Source organism: Actinospineispora eucalypti (assembly GCF_039543365.1).
In the GTDB taxonomy this organism is placed as follows: domain Bacteria; phylum Actinomycetota; class Actinomycetes; order Mycobacteriales; family Pseudonocardiaceae; genus Pseudonocardia; species Pseudonocardia eucalypti.
Map to the genome: position 1 here is coordinate 363,980 of NZ_BAABJP010000008.1, position 17,465 is coordinate 381,444.

Sequence of the window (17,465 nt, forward strand, 5' to 3'; positions counted from 1 at the left end):
CCCTTCGTTACACCTTCGGGGAATTCACTCTGCGTCATTCGGAGTGCGGCCCGTCCAGACGGGGCCGCCAGCCGGTTGAGCGCGCCCAGGCCTCCGCCAAAGGCTCCGTCCTGTCGAACCACGGCTCTTTGGCCTGCGCATATGCCGAGGTGTCCCGATCCGTGGCGTGGGCCGCCGCGAGGGCGCGCTTGGCGGCGAGATACTCGTCACGCGCGCTCGCGTCCGCGCACAGCCAGTCCCGGAACATCAGGGCATACCGCCAGCCGGGTGAATCAACGACACGGACGTGCAGATTGGCCGCCCGCCCGGGGTCGGCGTTGATATACAGCCGCTTCCGCCAGGCCTCCGGGTCCGGCACGGATGCCTTCGGGGTGTCCCGGGTGATCGATGGCCAATGCACGAACCCGGCCCCGCGCAACGCGCCGACCAGCTCATCGGCCCGGTCCAGCGAGTCGACGCCCAGCTGGATGTCCAGCACGTCCTTCGCCGGAAGCCCGGGCACCGAGGTGGACCCGATGTGGTCCAGGGTGCGCACCGCATCCCCGCAGGCGAACCGGATCCGGGCGGCCAGGCGCGCGTACTCGCTGGACCATTCGGGGTTGGGCTCCGCCAAACGGGGCGGGCCGTACCCGGACCGGCGGTCGTTGCGCAGGTTCGACTCGAACGGAACCAGGCGGTCCCGCCACAACTTGTCCAGCTCGGCGTGCATCACCGACGGCTCGCCGGAGTTGTCCAGCCACACGTCGGCGACCGCCCGGCGGGCGGCCTCGTCGGCCTGCGCGGCGATCCGGGCCCGCGCGTCCTCGGCCGTCATGCCCCGACCGACCAGCCGGCGCACCCGTTCGTCCACCGCCGCGTCCACCACGAGGACCAGGTGGAACGCGGCCGCCATGCCCCCTTCCACCAACAGCGGGATGTCCTGGAGCACGATGCCGTCGGCCGGGGCCGCCGCGAGCATCTCCTCGGTCCGGTGACGGACCAGCGGGTGCACGATCGCGTTCAACCGCGTCCGGGCATCCTCGTCGGTGAAGACCACGGCGGCCAGCGCGGGACGGTCCAGGGCGCCGTCCGGGTCCAGGACCTCGGCGCCGAACTCGGCGGCCACCTGGGCCAGGCCGGGGCTGCCGGGCGCGACCACCTCGCGGGCGATCACGTCGGCGTCGATCAGGTAGGCACCGAGGCCGACCAGGCGCCGGGCCACCGTGGACTTGCCCGCGCCGATACCCCCGGTGAGCCCCAACCGCAGCATGCCGGCGACGCTACCGTGATCGAAAGCGACGAGCCGGGCGCCCCATCCGATCGGGGTGCCCGGCTCGTCGCCGTAGCTGGTTGGTGCCTACCGGTTCAGCTCAGGCGCCGCCGGACAGCTTCTCCCGCAGCGCGGCGAGCTGCTCGTCGCTGGCCAGGGTGCCACCGTCGCTGCTCGAGCTGTCCGAGGAGTAGTTGGACGCGCTGCTGACGCCGCCGCCCTCGCTCTCCTCGGTCGCGGCCTTGGCCTCGGCCTCGGCGGCCTTCTTGAGCTGCGTGATGTGCTGCTCGTAGCGGACGTGCGCCTCGGCGTACTGGCGCTCCCACTCCTCGCGCTGCTTCTCGAAGCCCTCTTGCCAGTCCTGGGTCTCCGGGTCGAAGCCCTCGGGGTAGATGTAGTTGCCCTCGTTGTCGTACTCGGCGGCCATGCCGTAGCGCGTCGGGTCGAACTCCGTCTCCGGGGTCATACCCTCGTTGGCCTGCTTGAGGGACAGCGAGATGCGCCGGCGGTCCAGGTCGATGTCGATGACCTTGACCATGCAGTCGTCGCCGACCTGCACGACCTGCTCCGGGATCTCCACGTGGCGCTCGGCCAGCTCGGAGATGTGCACCAGGCCCTCGATGCCCTCCTCGACGCGGACGAACGCGCCGAACGGCACCAGCTTGGTGACCTTGCCCGGCACGATCTGGCCGATGGCGTGGGTGCGGGCGTACAGCCGCCACGGGTCTTCCTGGGTGGCCTTCAGCGACAGCGAGACGCGCTCACGGTCCAGGTCCACGTCGAGCACCTCGACGGTGACCTCCTGGCCGACCTCCACGACCTCGCTGGGGTGATCGATGTGCTTCCAGGACAGCTCGGAGACGTGCACGAGGCCGTCCACGCCGCCGAGGTCGACGAACGCACCGAAGTTGACCACCGAGGACACCACGCCCTTGCGGACCTGGCCCTTGGTGAGCTGGTTGAGGAACTCGCTGCGCACCTCGGACTGGGTCTGCTCCAGCCAGGCGCGGCGGGACAGGACCACGTTGTTGCGGTTCTTGTCCAGCTCGATGATCTTGGCCTCGATCTTGCGGCCGACGTACGGCTGCAGGTCGCGCACGCGGCGCATCTCGACCAGCGAGGCCGGCAGGAAGCCACGGAGCCCGATGTCCAGGATCAGACCGCCCTTGACCACCTCGATGACGGTGCCCTCGACCGGCTCGTCCGCCTCCTTGAGCGCCTCGATCGTGCCCCAGGCGCGCTCGTACTGAGCGCGCTTCTTGGACAGGATCAGCCGGCCTTCCTTGTCCTCCTTCTGCAGGACAAGCGCCTCGACGAACTCCCCGACCTTGACGACCTCGGCCGGATCGACGTCGTGCTTGATGGACAGCTCGCGGGAGGGGATGACTCCTTCGGTCTTGTACCCGATATCGAGAAGAACCTCGTCCCGGTCGACCTTGACGATGGTGCCTTCAACGATGTCCCCATCATTGAAGTACTTGATCGTCTGGTCGATGGCGGCGAGGAAATCCTCCTCCGTCCCGATGTCGTTGACGGCGACCTGCGGAGTGGTCGGGACGGTGGTGGTGTCGGTGGACATGCGGTGGGTAGCTCCGGTATGGATAGATGTGGCGTGGACGGGCGGTTTGAGCCGCACGGATGGACGTGTAAGGGGATGCGTATACCCTTGCACCTTCATGCTACGCGTCACCCGATCGGGCGGGCAACGCCGCCCCCGTGCTGAACCGCCCCCAATTCCCCCCGCCAAGATGCGTGGGTGAACGTGACGGATCACCCGCTGGGTGAGACCAGGGTGGCCCGGCGGAGCGTCTCCTCGACCGAGTCGGCCCGCGCGAACCGCCGCTGGTGGGACGCGGACGCGGTGGACTACCAGGCCGAGCACGGCGAGTTCCTGGGCGACGCGGACTTCGTCTGGTGCCCCGAACGGCTGCGCGAGGCGGACGCCCGGCTCCTCGGCGAACCCGCCTCGTTGGTCGGCGCGCAGGTCCTTGAGCTGGGCTGCGGCGCCGCCTCGTGCGCCCGCTGGCTGGTCGGGCAGGGTGCCGCCGCGGTGGGCATGGACCTGTCCTCGGGCATGCTTCGCCAGGCGGCACTGGCCGCCCAACGGACCGGGGTGGCCGTGCCGCTGGTGCAGGCCGACGCGGAGCGGCTGCCGTTCGCCGACGGGGTCTTCGACATCGTGTGCTCGGCCTTCGGGGCGGTGCCCTTCGTGGCCGACCCGGGACGGGTGATGCGGGAGGTGGCCCGGGTGCTCCGACCGGGGGGCCGCTGGATATTTGCGGTAAACCACCCGATCAGGTGGATCTTCCCGGACGATCCCGGTCCGGCCGGCCTCACCGTCACCCAGTCCTACTTCGACCGCTCGCCCTATCTGGAGGTGGACGGCTCCGGTGCGCCCGCGTACGTGGAGCACCACCGCACCCTGGGTGACCGGGTCCGGGACATCGTGGCCGCCGGCCTCGAACTGGTCGACCTGGTCGAACCGGAGTGGCCCGCCGACCTGGACGACACCTGGGGACAGTGGTCGCCGCTGCGCGGCGACCTCTTCCCCGGCACCGCGATCTTCAGCTGCCGGAAACCGGCGCCCGCTTGCTCAGGCTGAACCAGTTCCCGGAGTCGTCGCGCAGCAGCGCCTCCGTGCCGTAGAACCGCTCGGTCGGCGCCTGCAGGAACTCCACGCCGCGCGCGGACAGCTCCTCGTAGGACTTCTGGCAGTCGTCGGTGGCCAGCACCCCGGGGCCGATGGCCCCCTTGGCCACCAACGCCCGGAGCTGGTCGGCGGTCTCCGCGTCGTGCCCCATCCGGCAGTCGGCGAGCACAACCTCCAGGTCGGGCTGGTTCGGCGGGCTGACCGTGAGCCACTGGATACCGTCGCCCATGTCGTGGTCGCCGATCAGGGTGAAGCCCGGCTTCTCGGTGTAGAAGGCCTTGGCCGAGTCCTGGTCGAGCACGTAGATGCACATATGCGAGAACGCGTTAATCATGGTGCGCAGGCTATTGAGCCGGATGATCGCCGCGCTTCTCCGCGATTGCTGTCCTGGTCCAGGCCATCACGAAGCAGCCGGGCACCGGCAGCGGCGCGCGCTCGGTCCAGTTGCGCCGCCGGTACTCCGAAGGCGGCAGGCCGACCAGCTCGCGGAACCGGCTGCTGAACGAACCCAGGCTGCTGAACCCGACCAGCATGCACACCTCGGTGACCGTGATGTCCGCCGAACGCAGCAGGTCCTTGGCCCGTTCGACCCGCCGGCGGGTGAGGTACGCGCGTGGGGTCTCGCCGTAGGTCGCGCGGAACGCCCGGGCGAAGTGGTACCGGGAGAACCCGGCCTCGGCGGCCAGCGCGTCCAGGTCCAGGGGCTCGGCGTAGCACCGGTCCATCAGGTCGCGGGCCCGCCGCAGCCGCACCACCACCGGCACGGCCGGCACCACCGGCACGGCCGGGGCGCGCCGGGTCGGGGCCGCGAGGTCGGTCACCGGGCAGCTCCTCCGCTGGGACGAACCGGGACTCTACCCGGTCCGGCGCGACGGCCGGGCCATGTCCTGCACGGCACCGCCACCGTCGCCGGTCTGGCGGCCACCGCGCTGCTCGCCGGCGGCGCGCCCCGGGTCGAACCGACCAGCGCGGGAAATCCGCGGGTCGACCTGATCCAGCGCTACTACCAGGCCTACGCCGGCGGTGACCCGAACGCGCTCCGGCCGTTCTTCGCCGACCAGCACACCGCCGACGCGTTCTTCTGGCGGCGCTTCCGGCTGGCCGCGCTGCCCCACCGGCTCGCCCCGGGCTGACCCGTCGCGTCAGTGCGCGGCGTCGTCCCAGCTGCGCCCGAAACCGACGGAGACCTCGAGCGGCACGGACAGCTCGTGCGCCGCGCCCATCTGGTCGCACACCAGCTCACGGACCGCGTCCCGCTCCCCCTCGGCCACCTCGAGCACCAGCTCGTCGTGCACCTGCAGCAGCATCCGGGAGCGCAGGCCGGCCTCGGCCAGCGCTCCGTGCACCCGCAGCATCGCCACCTTGATGATGTCCGCCGCGCTGCCCTGGATGGGGGCGTTCAGCGCCATCCGCTCGGCCATCTCCCGGCGCTGCCGGTTGTCGCTGGTCAGGTCGGGCAGGTAGCGGCGCCGGCCGAGCATGGTCTCGGTGTAGCCGTCCTTGCGCGCCTGGTCCACCACGCTGCGCAGGTAGTCCCGCACGCCGCCGAAGGTCTCGAAGTAGCCGTCCATCAGGCCGCGCGCCTCCTCGGTGGAGATGCGCAGCTGGCCGGAGAGCCCGAACGCGGACAGCCCGTAGGCCAGCCCGTAGTTCATCGCCTTGATCTTCGCCCGCTGCTCGACGCTCACCTCGGCGGCGTTCACCCCGAACACCTTGGCGGCGGTCTCCGCGTGGAAGTCGTGGTGCGAGCGGAACGCCTCGACCAGGGCCTCGTCCTTGGACAGGTGCGCCATGATGCGCATCTCGATCTGGCTGTAGTCGGCGGTCAGCAGCTCGGCGTAGCCGCCCCCGACCACGAAGGTCTCCCGGATGCGCCGGCCGGCGGCGGTCCGGATCGGCACGTTCTGCAGGTTCGGCTCGGTGGACGACAGCCGCCCGGTGGCGGCGATGGTCTGGCTGTAGGTGGTGTGGATGCGGCCGTCGTCGTCGATCGACTTGAGCAGGCCGTCCACGGTGACCTTGAGCCGGGTGGCGTCGCGGTGCAGGAGCAGGTGGGAGAGGAACGGGTGCTGGGTCTGCTCGAACAGGCTCTGCAGCGCATCGGCGTCGGTGGTGTAGCCGGTCTTGGTGCGCTTGGTCTTCGGCATGCCCAGCTCGTCGAACAGCACCACCTGCAACTGTTTCGGCGAGCCCAGGTTGATCTCCTTGCCGATCTGCGAGTACGCGTCCTGGGCGGCCTGCTTGACCTGCGCGGCGAAGTCCGCCTCGAGCGCGGCGAGCAGGTCCCCGTCCACCGCGATGCCGGCCCGCTCCAGGTCGGCCAGCACGCCGAGCAGCGGCAGCTCCAGCTCCTGGAGCAGCTTGGCCCCGCCCAGCTTGCCCAGCTCCAGGTCCAGCGCGTCGGCCAGCTCGCCGACCGCGTGGGCGCGCAGGATCTCCGCCTGGGCCCGCTGCTGGTCGGCCTCCTCCACGCCGCCGAGCAGGGACAGCTGGCCGTCCTCCGGATCGCCCTCGGCGCGCAGCTCGCGGCGGAGGTAACGCAGCGCCAGGTCGGCCAGGTCGAAGCTGCGCTGGCCGGGCCGGACCAGGTAGGCGGCCAACGCGGTGTCGCTGGTCAGGCCGGCCACCGTCCAGCCGCGCAGGCGCAGCGCGTGCAGCGCGCCCTTCACGTCGTGCGCCGCCTTCGGCCTGGTCGGGTCGGCCAGCCACTCGCCGAGCGCGGCCTCGTCCTCCGGGGTGAGCGCGGTGACGTCCACGTAGCCGCCGTGGCCGTCCGCGCCGGCCAGCGCGATGCCGTCCACGTCCCGGCCCAGCCAGCTGCCCACGTTGCCGTGGAAGGCCAGCCCCACCCGGCGGCCGTCGGCGGCGTGCTCGGCCAGCCAGTCCCCCAGCTCACCGGGCGCGAGCGGGCCACCCTGGACCTCGAAACCCGACTCCGCCTCCGGCTCCGCGCTGGCCAGCGTGGCGAACAGCCGCTCGCGCAGCACCCGGAACTCCAGCTCGTCGAACAGCCGGTGCACCGCGTCACGGTCCCAGGCCCGCACCGCGAGGTCGTCCGGCGCCAGCTCCAGCGGCACCTCCCGGACCAGCTCGGTGAGCTGCCGGTTGAGGGTGACGTTGGCCAGGTTCGCCCGCAGCGCGTCGCCGGCCTTGCCCTTGACCTCGTCCACCCGGTCGGTCAGCTCCGCCAGCGAGCCGAACTCCCTGATCCACTTGGCGGCGGTCTTCTCCCCCACGCCCGGGATGGACGGCAGGTTGTCGCTGGGGTCGCCGCGCAGGGCGGCGAAGTCGGGGTACTGCGCGGGCGACAGCCCGTAGCGGGTGTTCACCTCGGCCGGGTCCACCCGGGCCAGGTCGGACACCCCGCGCTTCGGGTAGAGCACCGTCACCGCGTCCCCGACCAGCTGGAACGCATCCCGGTCTCCGGTGCAGATCTCCACCCGGTAGCCCGCGTCCACCGCCTGCGTGGTGAGCGTGGCGATGATGTCGTCGGCCTCGTAGCCCTCCACCGCCATTGACGGCACGGCCAGCGCGTTCAGCACCTCGCGGATCAGCTCCACCTGGCCCCGGAAGTCGTCCGGGGTGCTGGTCCGGTTGGCTTTGTACTCGGCGAACGCCTCGGACCGGAAGGTCCGCCGGGACACGTCGAACGCCACCGCCAGGTGCGTCGGTTGCTCGTCCCGCAACAGGTTGATCAGCATCGAGGTGAAGCCGTACACCGCGTTGGTGGTCTGCCCCGTCTGGGTGCGGAAGTTCTCCGCCGGCAGGGCGTAGAACGCCCGGTAGGCGAGCGAATGCCCGTCGAGCAGGAGCAGACGGCGTTCGGCTTGGCCCTGGTCAGTACTGGTCGGAGTGCCGGCGTCGGTGGCAGAGGTGGCGGTGGTGGCGGTCACCTCGGCAAGTCTAGGGCCGCCCCCTGACAGCTTTCCCCCGGCTATTCCCGGCTAGTGGTTGGCCGGGTCGCCGGAGCGGTCGGCGGGTGGCGTCGGGGGCGGCATCAACCGGCCGGCCAGCCGGTACTCCCCGCGCACCACGCGCCAGTGCAGCTCGTCCCAGTCCGGCGGCAGGTCGTCACCGCGCCACGGCTGGTGGACCCGCCAGCACTCACCCCAGGCCCGCTCCTGGCGGTCCCAGGCCCCGGCCAGCCAGCTCCAGCAGCGGGCCAGCCGCTCCCGGACGCCCCGCCCCGGCCGGGGAAGAACCTCGCGCGCCGGGCGGTTGTACCAGTCACGGCCGTCCCGGGAGTCCACCCCGAACAGTGGTCCCCAGGCGGCGAGCAGCACCGCCAGTGCCACCATGATCAAAAGTCCAGTCATGGCCATCGCCTCCCTGTGGCTCTATTATCGGGGTAATTGGATTGGGACAACAGAGCCAATCCCGGCGAAGTGGACTGGGCCAAATGAACGGTGACCGGCACGTGACCGGCCGCACGCTGGCCAAGCACCTGGGCCAGTGGCGCACCGAGGGCAACGGCGCGGTCAGTCCCGCCGCCTATGCCGAGCTGGCCGAGCGGATCAAGCTGCTGGTGCTGGACGGGCGGCTCCCGGTGCGCACCCGGCTGCCCGCCGAGCGCGAGCTGGCCACCGCGCTGACGATCAGCCGCACCACCGTGGCGGCCGGCTACGACCTGCTGCGCGAGGCCGGCTTCCTGCACAGCAAGCGCGGCTCGGGCAGCTGGACCACGCTGCCCGAGACTCCCGGTGTCCAGCACCTCTCACCGTTCGCCCCGGCCGGCGACAGCACCGCGCTGGACCTGGCCTACGCGGCCACCGCCGCCCCCACGGCTCCCTTCGCCGCCGCCCTCAACTGGGCCACCGAGCGGGTGACCCACCACGCCACGGGCAGCGGTTACCAGCTGTTCGGGCTGCGCTCGCTGCGCGCGGCGGTGGCCGCCCGGTACACCGCACGCGGCCTGCCGACCACGCCGGACGAGGTGCTGATCACCTCGGGCGCGCAGCACGCCAACGCGCTGGTGTTCGCCACCCTGGTCTCCCCGGGCGACCGGGTGCTGGTGGAGCACCCCACCTACCCGAACGCCCTGGACGCCATCGCCCGCGAGCACGCCCGAGCGGTTCCGGTCGGTTTCACCGGCACGGACTGGGACATCGACACCATCGCCGCGGCGGTACGGGACGCCTGCCCCCGGCTGATGTACCTGATCCCGGACTTCCAGAACCCCACCGGCCTCTGCATGAGCGCCGAGCAGCGCGCCGAGCTGGTCGAGCTGGGCCGGCGCACCCGCACCCCCCTGCTGGTCGACGAGTCGGTGGCCGAGCTCCCGCTGGACGGGGAGCAGCTCGCGCCGCTGGCCTCCCACCTGCCGGAACACAGCTCCTCACCGATCATCACCGTGGGCTCGGCCAGCAAGACGTTCTGGGGCGGCCTGCGCATCGGCTGGGTGCGGGCGCGCCGGCCCATGATCGACCGGATCGCCCGGTCCCGGGCCTCGGTGGACATCGCCAGCTCGGTGCTGGACCAGCTGATCACCCAGCACCTGCTGGACGCGATCGACACCGTGCTGGCCGACCGCCTGCCCCGGCTGCGCTCCGCCCGGGACCACCTGCGCGGGCTGGTCACCCGGCACTTCCCCGGCTGGACGGCCTCCGCGCCCACCGGCGGGCTCTCCCTGTGGGTGGACCTGGACGCCCCGGTGTCCAGCGCACTGGTCTCCAGCGCCAGCCGGCACGGCGTGCTGCTCGCCGCCGGCCCCCGGTTCGGCCTGGACGGCGCCTTCGAGCGGTTCCTTCGGCTGCCGTACACGCTGCCCGAACCGTGCCTCGACGAGGCCATGGAGCGGCTCACCGCCGCCTGGCTGGCGCTCTCCTCCGACCCGGCACCGACCGGCGGCTGGCCCAGCCGGACCGCCGAGGTGGCCTGAGCGACAGCGTGCGGACACGGCCGGTAACCGCCGCATAAGCTGCCTGGATGTCGATCCAGTCGCAGAACCCGCCGCTATCGGCGATCTCGTTCCCCGATGAGCAGCTGCCCGAGCGGATGGGTATCCAGATCACGGAGATCGGCAAGGACCGGGTGGTCGGCACCATGCCGGTGGCCGGCAACCGGCAGCCGTTCGGGCTGCTGCACGGCGGCGCCAGCGGGGTGCTGGTGGAGACGCTGGCCTCGGTCGCGGCGGCCCAGCACACGCTGCCCGAGCGCTTCCCGGTCGGCCTCGAGCTGGCCTGCACCCACCACGGCAGCGCGACCGAGGGCCTGGTCACCGGGGTGGCCACGCCCCTGCACGTGGGACGCAGCACGTCCACCTTCGAGGTGGTCCTCACCGACGGGCGCGGCAAGCGGATCTGCACCGGCCGGTTGACCTGCATGCACCTGGACAACCGGCCCGGCCCCCGCGTACGCCCGGAGGCGTAGCCGGGCAGTCGACCGTCGGCCGACGCCGGAGGCGCGCCCGAGTCGCTACCGTTTGTCCGGTGAACCGGGTCGCGCTGGACGCCAGGCTGCTGCTGCCGGCGCTGGCCGCCGGGTTCATCCAGGTCATGGGCAGCTTCGGCGCGGCCGGCCGGCAGCCGGACGCGCGGCCCCTGGACGCGCTCGCGGTGGTCCTGCTGCTGCTCGGGCCGGCCGCCTTGCCGGCCCGGCGCCGGTACCCCGTCGGCACGCTGGTCGCCACGGTCGCCGTGCTGCTCGGCTACCTGGCGCTGGGCTACCCGTACGGCCCGGTGGTGCTGTCCGTGGTGGTAGCGCTGGTGAACGCCGTGGTGCACCGGCGGCGGCGGGCGGCGTGGCTGGTCACCGTGCCCACCTACCTCGCCATGGTCGTCCTGTTCTGGTTGCGCGAGGGGCGGCTCGAGCCCCTGGCCGTTTCCGGGCTGGCGGCCTGGCTGCTGGTGCTGCTCACCCTGGGCGAGCTTTTGCGCGGCCGCCGCGAGCGGCTGGCCCGGGAGCGGCTGGCCCGGGCCGAGGAGGCGCGCGCCCGGGCGACCGAGGAACGGCTGCGCATCGCCCGGGACCTGCACGACGTGCTGGCCCACCACGTCTCGCTGATCAACGTGCAGGCCGGCACCGCGCTGCACCTGCTGGACGAGCAACCCGGCCTGGCCCGGGAGGCGCTCACCGCGATCAAGGCGTCCAGCAAGGAGGTGCTGGTGGAGCTGCGCGGCATGCTCGGCGTGCTGCGCCGGGTGGACGAGGAGCTGCCCCTCGCCCCGACCGCCGGCCTGGCCGGCCTGGACGCGCTGGCCCAGCGGATGCGCGGCACCGGCCTGCCGGTCACCGTGCGCACCGAGGGCGCCGCGCGCCCCCTGCCCACCGCGCTGGACACCGCGGCGTTCCGGATCGCCCAGGAGGCGCTGACCAACGTGCACCGGCACGCCGGCGCCGACTCCGCATCGGTGCTGCTGGACTATTCGGGGCCGGACCTGGTCCTGCAGGTGGACGACGACGGCCGGGGCGCCAGGGGCGAGCCCCCGGCGGGCAACGGCATCCCCGGCATGCGGGAGCGGGCGGCCGCGTTCGGCGGGCGGCTGGACGCCGGCCCGCGCCCCGGCGGCGGATTCCGGGTGCGGGCCCGGCTGCCGATACCCGGTGAAGGGGAATCCAGTTGATCAAAGTGGTGCTGGCCGACGACCAGGCGCTGGTGCGCGCCGGGTTCCGCGCGCTGCTGGACGCGCAGCCGGACATCGGGGTGGTCGGCGAGGCCGGTGACGGGGCCGAGGCGGTCCGGGTGGTCGCCGAGACCGCGCCGGACGTGGTGCTGATGGACATCCGGATGCCCGGCACGGACGGCCTGGCCGCCACCCGCCGGATCGTCGCCGACCCGGCCTCGGCCGGCGTGCGGGTGCTCATCCTGACCACCTTCGACGACGACGAGTACGTGTTCGAGGCGATCCGCACCGGGGCCAGCGGGTTCCTGGTGAAGGACACCGAGCCGGTGGAGCTGCTGCGCGCGGTGCGGGTGGTGGCCGAGGGCGAGGCGCTGCTCTCCCCCGGCGTCACCCGGCGGCTGATCGGGGAGTTCGCCCGCCGGGCCCGGCCCGCCCGGTCGGTGCGCGAGCTGGACGCGCTGACCACCCGGGAGAAGGAGATCGTCGCGCTGGTCGCGGAGGGGCTGTCCAACGACGAGATCGCCGAGCGCCTGGTGGTCAGCCCGGCCACGGCCAAGACCCACGTCAGCCGGGCCATGATCAAGCTGGCGGCGCGGGACCGGGCGCAGCTGGTGGTGCTGGCCTACGAGACCGGGCTGGTCCGCCCCGGCTGGGCCTGAGATGCGTCGCCTCGGCCCGGCGCTGGTGCTGGTGGTCGCGCTCGCCGGGTGCGCGCCCGCTCCCCCGGCCCTGTACCAGCTGCCACCCCGTCCGGTGCGGGCCGGCGAGACACCGCTATCGCATCCGCCGGTGGTCAACGGCGACACCGAGTTCACCGTGCTCGGGCTCAGCTCGCTGGACTCCATCCTGGGCAGCCACGCGGAGTGGCGGCCCAAGCAGGGCCGGCTGGTCCGGGTGCGGCTGGTGGTGGCGAACCTGGGCCGTTCCGGTTCGGTGTTCGACACCAAGGCCCAACGGCTGGTCACCGCCGACGGCGCGGTGCTGGCCCCGGACCCGGAGGCGATGCTGATCAAGCGCCAGCCGGGCGAGTTCGAGCTGGGTGCCTCGGTGCGCCTGGAGTTCGACCTGTACTTCGACGTGCCCGCGCGGATTCGCCCGGCCGCGCTGCGGGTGACCGGAGGGGCCACCCTGTTCCAGGCGCCGGACGCTCCGGGCACCGACATCCCGCTGCCCTGAGCCCCCCGAGCCGGCCGCGGCCGCGGCTAGGCTCTTCCGTCATGGCGGTGAGCTCAGACCGGAAGCGGGTGGACCGACGCACCGCGCGGACCACGGCGGCGATCCTGGACGCCGCCGAGAAGCTGTTCAACGACAGCAGCTTCCACGCGGTCAGCATGGACGCAATCGCCGCCGAGGCCGACACCGCGGTCGGCTCGATCTACCACCACTTCGGCAACAAGGAAGCCCTCTACCTGGCGCTGGTGGAGCGGGCGCTGGAGGTCAACGAGGCCTACATGGCGCGCGCCCACGCGCCCGGCCGCACGCCGGTGCAGGAGCTGTACGCGGCCAGCGACGCCTACTGCCGGTTCCACCTGGAGAACCCGGGCTACTTCCGGATGATCGCGCTGCGCATGCTGGACGTGCCGCCGGGCGACCTGGCCAGCGCGGCCGAGCAACGCATCGCGGACAAGGTGGAGGCACTGGTCGGCAACATCGCGGACGCGCTGCGCCGGGCCGCCGAGGATGGGCAGATCGAGTGCACCGACCCGCACCGAACTTCGGTGTTCCTCTGGGGCGCCTGGAACGGCGTGCTGGCACTGCGGATGCGCCCGGACCGGCTGGCACTGGACGAGCAGGAGCTGGCCGAGGTGATCGCGATCGGCCGGGACATCGTGCTGCGAGGACTGGCTCGATAGAGTTCTTGTAGTAGCGTTCAGTTTTGCAGTACCGTTCAATCCATGGTTCGGGTAGCAGCGGTGCAGCTCGAAGCGGTGCTCGCCGACGTGGACGCCAACCTGGCGGCCTGCGCGCGGCTGGGCACGCGGGCGGGCGAGGCCGGCGCGGAGGTCATTGCCCTCCCGGAGTTCTTCACCACGGGCATCGGGTTCACCGAGCGCCTGGCCCACGCGGCACTGCCGCCGGACGGCCCGGCGACCGAGCTGCTGACCGGGCTGGCCGCCCGGTTCGGCGCACTGGTCGGCGGGTCCTTCCTGTGCCGGGACGCGGACGGCGAGGTGCGCAACGCGTACCTGCTGGCCGGTCCGGACGGAGTGGTCGGCCGGCACGACAAGGACCTGCCGACCATGTGGGAGAACGCCTACTACGTGGGCGGCAACGACCCCGGGGTGCTCGACACCGGCGAGCTGACCGTCGGCGCCGCCATGTGCTGGGAGCTGATGCGCACTCGGACGGTGCACCGGCTGGCCGGCCGGGTGGACCTGGTGCTCGCCGGTTCCGGCTGGTGGTCGGTGCCGCACTGGGCGCCGCGCGCGCTGTTCGGGCCGCTGGAGCGGGACAACACGGCAACCGCGAGGCAGGCCGCCGCCAGCTTCTCCCGCTACGTCGGCGCGCCCACCGTGCACGCCTCGCACGCCGGCCGGCTCGAGTGCGCAATGCCCTGCCTGCCACTGAGCTACCGGGGGCGCTTCGAGGGCGCGACGGTGATCACCGACGCGGATGGCCGGGTGCTGGCCGAACGCCCCACCCGCGACGGCGAGGGCGTGGTGGTCGCCGAGGTCATCCCCGGCCGGCGGACCCCGGTCGCCGATCCCCCGCGCGGCTTCTGGCTGCACCGCCGGGGCGCGCTGCCCACCGCCTGCTGGCACTACCAGCGCTGGCACGGCGAACGGTGGTACCGCCGGCACCGCGCCGGGGAGCTGGTGTCCCGATGAGCGCACTGGTAAGGGTCGGCCTGGTCGAGTTGGCCCTCGGCGCGGTGCTCGGCTGGGCGGTGCTGGTGTCGGTGGCCCAACCGGCCACGCTGGGCCGGCTGGGCGTGGCCAGCCCGAGGCGAGTCCTCCAGGCGCACCTGGACTTCATCATCATGGGCCTGATCCTGGTCGCGGTCGGCCTGGCCGCGCCGGGTATCCCCGGCTGGCTCGCCGTGACCCTGGCCGTCGGAACCTGGGTGAACCCCGGCGCTCTTCCTGCCCCTGGCCTTCCACGAAAAATCAGCCGGCACAGCGGTGTTCAAGCTGATCAGCGGCCTATCCTTCGTCGCCGTCTCCGGCGGGCTGGTCGCGGTGGCCGTCCTGGCCTGACCCATCCGTCGGATGATCGCCGGCCGTGGCGGTCGGTCAACCCGGCGCCGGGTCGGGCTCGATCAGCGCGGCAAACCCGTCGAGCACCCGGGCCAGGCCGAACTCGTAGGCGTGCGCCGGGTCGTAGGCCGCGCCGTGCGCGGCGCCGGCGGCCGAACCGACCCTGGTGGCCAACGGGTAACGCGCCGGGTCGAGCAACTCGCCGAGCAGCGGGCCGACCTTCGCCCACCACCGATCGTCGTCGCCGGCGCCGTCCGGCCGCTCCGCCCGCACCTGGGCGGCCGTCCGCGCCCAGCCCTGCACGAAGCCGAGCAGGTGGGTGAGCGCGGCGTCGATCGTCACGTCGTCCAGGCCGAGGCCGTCCAGCGCGGCCAGCTCATGCTCGTACTTGGCCATCTGCCCCGGCCCCAGCGGCGGCCGGGTGGTCGAGATCCACGCGGCCCACGGGTGCGCGGCGAACAGGCGCCGGTTCTCCCCCGCGACCGCCCGCAGCCGCTGCCGCCACGGCTGGCCGGTGCTGTCCGTGCGGGTCATGCGCAGGTAGGCGGCGTCCAGCATGAGGTCGAGCAGCTCGGCCTTGCCGGGCAGGTAGGTGTAGAGCGTCATCGGGGCGACACCGAGCGCGGTGGCCACCCGGCGCATGGTCACCGCGTCCAGGCCCTCCGAGTTGGCCAGTTCGGTCGCCGCCGCCACCACCGCCTCCAGGTCCAGTCCCGGCCGGGGGCCGCGCCGGGACGGCTCGGGCAGCCGCCACAGCAGCTCCAGGGTGCGCACCGGATCACCGGCTCCACTGCGTTCGGCAGGCACGGTAACGAATCCTCCCGGCAAACGCTGTACACTGTACAACGTACGGAGTTTACTCGACGCCAGGAGGCTACATGAAGGTCACCGCACCACCGGCGGTTTCGCTCAACGTGTCCGACCCGGCCGCTTCCAGTCGCTTCCTGGTGGAGCATTTCGGCTTCACCGAGGAGATGGCCGCCGAAGGGTTTCACTCCCTCACCCGCGAGGACATCGGCATGCACGTGGTCTTCCTGGCCACCGGGTTGCCCACGCTCCCCGAGGACCAGCGGGACATCCACGCCACCGGCCTGATCCTGGCGTTCACCGTGGACGACCTGGAGGGCGAACTGGCCCGCCTGCAGGCCGAGGGCGTCCAGATCACCATGCCGCTGACCGAGGAGGAGTGGGGCGAGCGGGCCTTCCAGACCCGCGACCCCAACGGCGTGATCGTGCAGCTGCTCGACTGGAAAGTCAGCTCGTAGTCGGCCGGGTGTCCTGCGCGCGGGTGTCCAGGTCGCCGCCGAGGTAGGCGGCCTGGACATCCGGGTCGGTGAGCAGCTGGTCGGCCGGTGCGGCCTTGACCACCCGGCCGGTTTCCAGGACGTAGGCGCGGTCGGCCAGGCGCAGCGCCTGGGTGGCGTTCTGCTCCACCAGCAGCACGGTGGTGCCCCGGGTGTTGATCTCCGCGATGATGTCGAAGATCTGGTTGACCAGGATCGGCGCCAGGCCCATGGACGGCTCGTCGAGCAGCAGCACCTTCGGCTGTCCCATCAGCGCCCGCCCGATGGCCAGCATCTGCTGCTCGCCCCCGGACATGGTGCCGCCGGCCTGGGTCTTGCGCTCGGCCAACCGGGGGAACAGCTCGTAGACCTCGGCGAGGATCTTTTCCGAGCCCCGCTTGCGGGCGTAGCTGCCCATCAGCAGGTTCTCCTGCACCGTCATGCCGGGGAAGATGCCCCGGCCCTCCGGCGCCTGCCCGATCCCGGCGACCACCCGCAGGTGCCCGGGCATCCGGCTGATGTCGCGGCCGTCGAACACGATCCGCCCGCCGGACAACGGCCGCAGCCCAGAGATGGTCTTCAGGGTGGTGGTCTTGCCGGCGCCGTTGGCGCCGATCAGCGCCACGATCTCGCCCGTGTCGACCTGCAGGCTGACCCCGCGCAGCGCGGCGATCTTGCCGTAGTGCACCTGGATTTCGGATACCTCAAGAAGCATCGGTCGGAGCCCCCAGGTACGCCTCGATCACCTTCGCGTTCGCCCGGACCTCACGCGGCAGCCCTTCGGCGATCTTCTGGCCGAAGTCCAGCACCGCGATGTGGTCACTGATGTCCATCACCAGGCCGACGTCGTGCTCGATCAGCAACACGGTCCGCCCGGACTCCCGGATCCGCCGGATCAGTCCCTGCAACGACTTCTTCTCCGCCGGGTTCATGCCGGCCGCCGGCTCGTCCAGCAGCAACAACCGGGGTTCGGTGGCCAGCGCGCGGGCGATCTCCAGCCGGCGCTGGTCGCCGTAGGACAGGTTCTTCGCCGCATCCTCCGCCCGCGCCGACATGCCCACGAACTCCAGCAGCTCGGCCGCCTTCTCCCGGCCCTGGCGTTCCTCCTTGCGGTGCCAGGGCAGGCCAAGCGCCGCGCCGACCGCCCCGGTCCGGTGGTGCGCGTCCGCCCCAACCATGACGTTCTCCAGCGCCGTCATGTTGTGGAACAGCCGGATGTTCTGGAAGGTCCGGGCGATCCCGGACTTGGCGATGCGGAACCGCTTCATCCCGTCGATCCGCCGCCCGTCGAACCGCACCGCGCCCTCGGTCGGCCGGCACACCCCGGTGACCACGTTGAACACCGTGGTCTTCCCGGCCCCGTTCGGGCCGATCAGGGCGACGATCTCCCCCTCCTCCACGGTGAAGCTGACCCCGCGCAGCGCGGTGACCCCGCCGAAGCGCATGGTCACGTTGTCCAGCTCCAGGGTCGGCTGCTCGTCCGTCGTACCGGGTTCCGCGCGCCGCGTCTCGATCATCTCGTCG

19 protein-coding genes are annotated in these 17,465 nt (G+C 72.2%); 9 read left to right on the forward strand and 10 right to left on the reverse strand.

The features are described 5' to 3' along the window. Nucleotides 1-34 precede the first annotated feature (34 nt). Nucleotides 35-1,249 carry a dephospho-CoA kinase gene (coaE, locus tag ABEB12_RS12695; protein ID WP_185061643.1) on the reverse strand — a complete coding sequence of 405 codons (1,215 nt, stop codon included), beginning with the start codon at nt 1,247-1,249 and terminating at the stop codon, nt 35-37. A 100-nt stretch (nt 1,250-1,349) separates the two neighbouring features. Further along, the gene (rpsA, locus tag ABEB12_RS12700; RefSeq protein ID WP_185061642.1) at nt 1,350-2,828 is read right to left on the reverse strand and encodes a 30S ribosomal protein S1; all 1,479 of its coding nucleotides are present in this window, start codon (nt 2,826-2,828) and stop codon (nt 1,350-1,352) included. Between the two features lie 177 nt (nt 2,829-3,005). Here rpsA and ABEB12_RS12705 point away from each other — a divergent pair, with 177 nt between their 5' ends. After that, the gene (locus ABEB12_RS12705; protein ID WP_185061641.1) at nt 3,006-3,851 is read left to right on the forward strand and encodes a class I SAM-dependent methyltransferase; all 846 of its coding nucleotides are present in this window, start codon (nt 3,006-3,008) and stop codon (nt 3,849-3,851) included. Here ABEB12_RS12705 and ABEB12_RS12710 read toward each other — a convergent pair. The 5 genes from ABEB12_RS12710 to ABEB12_RS12730 all read right to left on the reverse strand — a co-directional run bounded on the left by ABEB12_RS12710 (nt 3,814) and on the right by ABEB12_RS12730 (nt 8,215). Next, nucleotides 3,814-4,233 carry a VOC family protein gene (locus tag ABEB12_RS12710; RefSeq protein ID WP_185061640.1) on the reverse strand — a complete coding sequence of 140 codons (420 nt, stop codon included), beginning with the start codon at nt 4,231-4,233 and terminating at the stop codon, nt 3,814-3,816. The two genes, ABEB12_RS12705 and ABEB12_RS12710, sit on opposite strands and share 38 nt — an antisense overlap. Nucleotides 4,234-4,243: 10 nt before the next feature. Next, entirely contained in the window at nt 4,244-4,624 is a 381-nt protein-coding gene (locus tag ABEB12_RS12715; protein WP_185062985.1) for a helix-turn-helix domain-containing protein, read from the reverse strand. A 129-nt stretch (nt 4,625-4,753) separates the two neighbouring features. Then, nucleotides 4,754-5,014 carry a hypothetical protein gene (locus tag ABEB12_RS12720; protein ID WP_185061639.1) on the reverse strand — a complete coding sequence of 87 codons (261 nt, stop codon included), beginning with the start codon at nt 5,012-5,014 and terminating at the stop codon, nt 4,754-4,756. A gap of 27 nt (nt 5,015-5,041) precedes the next feature. After that, entirely contained in the window at nt 5,042-7,714 is a 2,673-nt protein-coding gene (gene polA / locus ABEB12_RS12725) for a DNA polymerase I (RefSeq protein WP_345702784.1), read from the reverse strand. A 129-nt stretch (nt 7,715-7,843) separates the two neighbouring features. After that, nucleotides 7,844-8,215, reverse strand: coding sequence for a hypothetical protein (locus ABEB12_RS12730; protein ID WP_185061637.1), 372 nt, complete (start codon nt 8,213-8,215; stop codon nt 7,844-7,846). Between the two features lie 83 nt (nt 8,216-8,298). On the opposite strand from ABEB12_RS12730, the gene yczR reads away from it, so the two are divergent. The 7 genes from yczR to ABEB12_RS12765 are packed head-to-tail and all read left to right on the forward strand — an operon-like array spanning nt 8,299 to nt 14,289. Continuing rightward, on the forward strand, nt 8,299-9,777 hold the full coding sequence (gene yczR / locus ABEB12_RS12735; protein WP_185061636.1) for a MocR-like transcription factor YczR: 1,479 nt from the start codon (nt 8,299-8,301) through the stop codon (nt 9,775-9,777). Nucleotides 9,778-9,824: 47 nt separating this feature from the next. After that, nucleotides 9,825-10,268, forward strand: a complete 444-nt coding sequence (locus ABEB12_RS12740; protein ID WP_185061635.1) for a hotdog fold thioesterase — start codon at nt 9,825-9,827, stop codon at nt 10,266-10,268. 59 nt (nt 10,269-10,327) lie between these two features. After that, nucleotides 10,328-11,461, forward strand: coding sequence for a histidine kinase (locus ABEB12_RS12745; protein WP_221498144.1), 1,134 nt, complete (start codon nt 10,328-10,330; stop codon nt 11,459-11,461). Next, nucleotides 11,458-12,120: a response regulator gene (locus ABEB12_RS12750; RefSeq protein ID WP_185061634.1), complete on the forward strand. Its 663-nt coding sequence runs from the start codon at nt 11,458-11,460 to the stop codon at nt 12,118-12,120. The genes ABEB12_RS12745 and ABEB12_RS12750 overlap by 4 nt, the downstream gene beginning before the upstream one ends. A 1-nt stretch (nt 12,121) precedes the next feature. After that, on the forward strand, nt 12,122-12,637 hold the full coding sequence (locus tag ABEB12_RS12755; protein WP_185061633.1) for a hypothetical protein: 516 nt from the start codon (nt 12,122-12,124) through the stop codon (nt 12,635-12,637). Nucleotides 12,638-12,678: 41 nt separating this feature from the next. After that, nucleotides 12,679-13,314: a TetR family transcriptional regulator gene (locus tag ABEB12_RS12760; protein ID WP_185061632.1), complete on the forward strand. Its 636-nt coding sequence runs from the start codon at nt 12,679-12,681 to the stop codon at nt 13,312-13,314. Between the two features lie 42 nt (nt 13,315-13,356). Beyond that, nucleotides 13,357-14,289: a nitrilase-related carbon-nitrogen hydrolase gene (locus ABEB12_RS12765; protein WP_185061631.1), complete on the forward strand. Its 933-nt coding sequence runs from the start codon at nt 13,357-13,359 to the stop codon at nt 14,287-14,289. A 405-nt stretch (nt 14,290-14,694) separates the two neighbouring features. Here ABEB12_RS12765 and ABEB12_RS12770 read toward each other — a convergent pair whose 3' ends face one another. Then, nucleotides 14,695-15,465 carry a TetR/AcrR family transcriptional regulator C-terminal domain-containing protein gene (locus ABEB12_RS12770; protein ID WP_185061630.1) on the reverse strand — a complete coding sequence of 257 codons (771 nt, stop codon included), beginning with the start codon at nt 15,463-15,465 and terminating at the stop codon, nt 14,695-14,697. Nucleotides 15,466-15,536: 71 nt separating this feature from the next. On the opposite strand from ABEB12_RS12770, the gene ABEB12_RS12775 reads away from it, so the two are divergent. Then, nucleotides 15,537-15,923, forward strand: coding sequence for a VOC family protein (locus ABEB12_RS12775; RefSeq protein ID WP_185061629.1), 387 nt, complete (start codon nt 15,537-15,539; stop codon nt 15,921-15,923). Here the strand turns inward: ABEB12_RS12775 and ABEB12_RS12780 are convergent. Further along, nucleotides 15,913-16,656, reverse strand: a complete 744-nt coding sequence (locus tag ABEB12_RS12780; protein ID WP_185061628.1) for an ATP-binding cassette domain-containing protein — start codon at nt 16,654-16,656, stop codon at nt 15,913-15,915. The genes ABEB12_RS12775 and ABEB12_RS12780 overlap by 11 nt on opposite strands. Next, complete coding sequence (locus ABEB12_RS12785; RefSeq protein ID WP_185062983.1) at nt 16,646-17,458, reverse strand: ATP-binding cassette domain-containing protein; 813 nt, start codon at nt 17,456-17,458, stop codon at nt 16,646-16,648. The genes ABEB12_RS12780 and ABEB12_RS12785 overlap by 11 nt, the downstream gene beginning before the upstream one ends. Nucleotides 17,459-17,465 lie beyond the last annotated feature (7 nt).